Origin of the sequence: Lactiplantibacillus sp. YT640, assembly GCF_049745435.1 — a bacterium.
Classification (GTDB): Bacteria; Bacillota; Bacilli; order Lactobacillales; family Lactobacillaceae; genus Lactiplantibacillus; species Lactiplantibacillus plantarum.
Map to the genome: position 1 here is coordinate 1 of NZ_JBMNVY010000069.1, position 4,930 is coordinate 4,930.

At 41.3% G+C, this 4,930-nt stretch carries 4 protein-coding genes and 2 pseudogenes; 4 read left to right on the top strand and 2 right to left on the bottom strand.

Annotated features, from left to right (window positions below):
• From ACOV1R_RS15810 to ACOV1R_RS15825, 4 genes and pseudogenes are all read left to right on the top strand, one after another.
• Positions 1-1,091, top strand: a pseudogene (locus tag ACOV1R_RS15810) (MobQ family relaxase); the annotation flags it as partial.
• Between the two features lie 119 nt (positions 1,092-1,210).
• Entirely contained in the window at positions 1,211-2,722 is a 1,512-nt protein-coding gene (locus tag ACOV1R_RS15815; protein ID WP_219033556.1) for a DNA topoisomerase, read from the top strand.
• A 121-nt stretch (positions 2,723-2,843) separates the two neighbouring features.
• Positions 2,844-3,059 (top strand): hypothetical protein, encoded by a 216-nt coding sequence (locus ACOV1R_RS15820; protein ID WP_219033557.1) that lies wholly within the window; start codon positions 2,844-2,846, stop codon positions 3,057-3,059.
• A gap of 3 nt (positions 3,060-3,062) precedes the next feature.
• Positions 3,063-4,187 carry an ArdC-like ssDNA-binding domain-containing protein gene (locus ACOV1R_RS15825; protein WP_219033558.1) on the top strand — a complete coding sequence of 375 codons (1,125 nt, stop codon included), beginning with the start codon at positions 3,063-3,065 and terminating at the stop codon, positions 4,185-4,187.
• 155 nt (positions 4,188-4,342) lie between these two features.
• On the opposite strand, the gene ACOV1R_RS15830 is transcribed toward ACOV1R_RS15825, so the two are convergent.
• Positions 4,343-4,432 (bottom strand): putative holin-like toxin, encoded by a 90-nt coding sequence (locus ACOV1R_RS15830; protein WP_072672334.1) that lies wholly within the window; start codon positions 4,430-4,432, stop codon positions 4,343-4,345.
• 185 nt (positions 4,433-4,617) lie between these two features.
• A pseudogene (locus tag ACOV1R_RS15835) lies at positions 4,618-4,845 on the bottom strand (restriction endonuclease subunit S); the annotation flags it as partial.
• Positions 4,846-4,930 lie beyond the last annotated feature (85 nt).

A 4,930-nucleotide genomic window follows, 5' to 3' on the forward strand; every position in this document is an offset into this window, starting at 1 on the left:
TCACTAAGCAATTATTGACGATTAACCAACAAGAAAGTTCACTAAAAAAAGCAGACGAACTCTTAAATAAAGTAGTTGATCGCACGACTAAAAAAATTTATCCAGAGCTTGATTTTGAACAGATAACCGCGGCTGAACGACGGGAATTGATTAAAGAAACTAATAGTGAACAAACGATTTTCAAAGGCAGTGAATTAAACGAACGTTTAATGAATATTCGTGATGATTTATTGACCCGACAATTATTGACCTTTACCAAGCGGCCATATACCAGCTGGCAGTTATTAATGCAACAAGAAAAGGAAGTCAAAATCGAGCTTAAATATACGCTGATGATTCATGATGATAGCTTAGAAAGTCTAGAACACGTTGATCAAGGTCTACTAGAAAAGTATTCACCAACCGAGCAGCAAAAGATTACTTGCGCAGTCAAAGATTTGCGAACAATCATGGCTGTGAAGCAAGTTATTCAAACCCAATACCAGGAAGTTTTAAGAAGAGCCTTTCCTAACGGCGATTTTAATGAATTACCAATGATTAAACAGGAACAGGCCTATACAGCTGTGATGTACTATGATCCAGCTTTAAAACCATGCAAGGTTGAAACAATCGCACAGTGGCAAGCAAATCCACCACAGGTGTTCAGTCCCCAAGAACATCAACAAGGACTAGCTTATTTATCGGGACAGCTTAGCTTAGATCAGTTAGAAAATCATCACTTACAACGGGTTTTAAAGCATGATGGCACTAAACAACTCTTTTTGGGTGAATGCAAAGCCGATCCGACGATTAAGAACAGTCAGATCGAGAAAATCCAAAAGCAGTTAAAAGGGCAACAAGCCAAGGACGACCAGTATAGAAAAGTAAATATTGGACATTATCAACCGCTAAATTACAAGCCAGTTAGTCCAAGCTACTACTTAAAGACGGCCTTTAGTAACGCAATCATGACCGCCCTATATGCCCGTGATGAAGATTACGAACGGCAAAAACAGGCGCAAGGTTTAAAGGAGACTGAGTGGGAAATGACGAAAAAGCAACGGCAACACCAAACTCGAAACCGGCATGAAGATGGGGGCATGCACTTGTAATCACAAAATTAGCGACTGGTTAATTGGTATGAATGGTAGCCCATAATGTATTTTATATTGATAAAAATTTGGTGCGTAGAGCGTGCTCGATTAGTTACCTATAGCTGCCAGCCTTGTGTATGGTCTATCAAAGAGACCAGGCAATCAAAAACTTTAAGCCGGAACCCTATTTTGAACTAAATGCTGAAATTCTTGCTAATCAGCAAAAATTCGTCGCAAAATTAGACCCCTATCAGCGATTTAAAGACGAAACAGGGCTAATAACATTCATGCAAGCTAAAAACGTTCAGAAAGGCTCACAGTCCGGTTTAATCAAGGACGTCCAAAAGCAAGGCAAAAAACGAGCTAGTCCCCAACTATTCTCGCTATCTAGTCTCCAAAGTGCCATGAATAAACGTTATCACGCCAGCGCCAGCCAAACCTTAGCGGCTATTCAAAGCTTATACGAAGACAAACTGCTCAGTTATCCCCGCACCGATTGTGCTTATATCACTGATGAAGAATTTGAGTATTTAATGGCTAATCTGACGAAGTATCTGGGTTTAGTCTCTAAGCAAGTCGCTTTAACCAATACCGCCCCGAATAAGCGCTATGTTAATGGAAAGAAGGTTGAAGAACACTACGCCATTATCATGACTAAAATCGTCCCGACGAAAGATCAATTAGCTGCCTTACCTAAATTACAGCAACAAGTCTATGACTTGGTTTTAAGAACGACGTTAGCGATGTTTGCTGATCCGTACGAGTACGAGGAAGCCACCATTATTACCCAAGTTGGTGACGCCAATTTTAAAGCAACCGGTAAGGTCCCAACTAAGCAAGGCTGGCAAGCTTTATTTGATGAAACCAAAACCGAGCAGCAAGAAGTAGCAACTTTACCGCTCGTTCACCAAGGCGATCAAGTCCAAGCAAATCTGCAAACACCGCAAAAAGAAACGACACCACCGGTGCCCTTTACCGAAGGCACCTTAATTACGGCAATGAAGACGGCCGGTAAAACACTTGATGATGAAGAAGCCCAAGCGATTCTTAAAGATGTGCAAGGCATTGGAACGAGTGCAACCCGGGCAAATGTGCTGGAAGTGTTAAAGAAGCGCGGCTATTTAGTTACTGAAAAGAACAAGCTCCACGTCAGTGAAGCGGGGATTACTTTATGTAAAGCGGTTGAACTCGAACCCTTGTTAACTAGCCCAGAGATGACAGCAAAATGGGAGCAAGCGTTACAACAAATCAGTACCGAAGAACGCACCCCGGATAACTTTTTGAACCAAATCAAAAAGTTCGTGGCAAAATTGATTGCTGATGTTCCCACGCAATTAACTGGCAGTGCAGCCATTAAGCAACAAATCAATCACCAACAGCAAGCACAAAAGTCCGACGAGGTCTTCTTAGAAACACCACAAGTAACTGTCATAAATAAACAAAAGTTTTACATTGTGAAACCCAAGCAAGGCGAGGACTTTACCCTACCCAAGAAATGGAGTAGCAAGGCGCTCGGGAAGACCGCAATTAAAGCGTTAGTTACCAAGGGTGAAACCAGCAAATTAAAGGGTTTCAAGAGCAAAAAAGGAAAGTCGTTTGACGCCAAGTTAAAGCTTGACGGCCATAAATTAAGTTTTGATTTTGATTAGACCCTGCCTACCGCCCTGCGCTACGTTCCGGTTGGTGAACCCGTCATTTAGGTTCACTTTTACAACCCTAAAAGTAAACCTGAACAACGGGTGAGATTAACAAAGCAAAGGAGATCATGAAATGGATAACGAATTAACAGTCATTGGGAGTGAATTACCAGTTTTGCAGTCTAAAGGAGCCTATAAGTATTTAAAAGAAATTACTGGAAATGGGTCTTATTATCAAGTGGCCTGGCAAAAATTAGCCGATGGCTACGTTGCCCTTTATGGCACGACCCCGATTCAAATCAACGTAGCCCCTATATTGAATGATATTTTTGAAGATGAGGAGGGGTAGACAATGCCGAGTAAAGCAGACGTTAAAGCCTGGAAAGCACAATTAGTCGCCCAAGCCGAACAACAAATCCTAAAATTAACCGATAGTGACCGATTTAAACAGTATCTTAATACCCTGGCTAAATTTCATCATTATAGCGCTAGAAACATTGATTTAATTTATGTGCAAAATCCTCAAGCCACTCAAGTCGCCGGTTTTAAGCAATGGCAGACGGCTTTTAACCGCACCGTCAACCGGGGCGCAAAAGCGATTCGGATTGCGGCTCCGATCATTAAGAAGCTAACACCAGCCGAGCAGAAGCATCTTGATACCACCGATGAGCGCGCCATTGTCGGTTATCGCTATCTACCCGTCTTTGATGTGGCACAAACTAGCGGTGAACCAGTGTTAAGTGCTAAAGACTTTGTCAAAGAAAATTTGGCCGATCATCAGAATGTGACAAGCTTATATAACGCGTTCAAAGATTATTTAAACCAGCAAACTGACCTTAAAGTCAGTGAAGTGCCTTTAGCGACGCTAAATGGGGCTAAGGGGTATTTTCAACCCAGCACTAATGAAATCGTCATTGGTGGCGATGAGCCCGACAATGCTTTGAAACTAAAGACGTTATACCACGAATATGCGCATAGCCAGCTACACGGCTTAAAATCAGCCTTTAAAGATCGGCCACGAGCCTATCAGGAAACCCAGGCCGAAGCGGTCGCATATGTTGCCATGCAAAATATTGGCGTTGATACCAGTAACTATTCGCTCGGTTATGTGGCTACCTGGGCTAAAGATACAGCTGTGATCCATAGTGCTTTAAGTGAAATCCAGCAAGTTAGCAACAAAGTGATTGAGCTTAGCGATGGCTTAACCAAACAATTAGGCTTACAAGAAACACAAAAAGAGCCTGAGCATGATTTAAAAAAGCTATCAGCCCAAACACTTAATAAGTCCTATCGAAGCTTGCAACAACAAGTTCAGCAAGCAACGAATCCACAACAAAAATCAGAACTAAAAAATAAATTAAATGATGTACACCAGAAAATCAGTAATCGAACGCAAAAACAGCTGCAAGCATTTGCTAAAAAGAATCCAGAAATTAAACAACCAGATTCTGAACCCGATCAAAGTCTAAAACGTTAGCCAGTTTTTAAAGGGCATGCTATAATGGAGACATAAAAAGGAAGCCCTGCGCTAACAAGACTTCCCATGCAAGCCGCTTCAAAGGCGGTGGCATTAGTTAACTAAACGATACTGTCGTCCCGTAACTCGCCAAAGTTATAATCGGGGCGGCTTTTTTATTTGTTCCTTTTGTCGATGTATGTTAGCAACGCTAAAATAAACATTGCAAATAGCAACATCAACGAGAGTGTCTGGAAGACGCTCATTGACTGTGAAACCTTCCTGAAGATTATTCCATGTTCCCATGGGCCTCACCTCGCAAGGGAAAAGACAGCCACCGCCCTTAAAACTTCCTGCGTAATCCATTATACAGGTGAATTAAGTGTTGACCAAGCACAATAAAAATTAAGTCATGGGGTTTCATAGGATCCTAAATTTGATCAAATTAAGCTCAGCAAAACATCTTTTGTAGATACCCTTTTTTTAGTTCCTGGAGTTTTTCAAGCTTACGCTGATGAAGAGTGATAGTTCCATCTAGTTGTTTAAAGAATGATCCAATTTTTTGTTGTTCTGAAAGTTCAGGAACCAACACAGGTTGATTTAAAAACTCATCAACGACTAACTCATTCATCATTGTTCCCAGTTTTGTCGAATTAACAATCGGATAACGCATTATTGGTGACGAATTTACAATTGAAGTGCAACAAGTAAGAAAAAAATAAAAAAGAACTCATAGCCTGAGTCCTATAAAATGAAGTCACCAC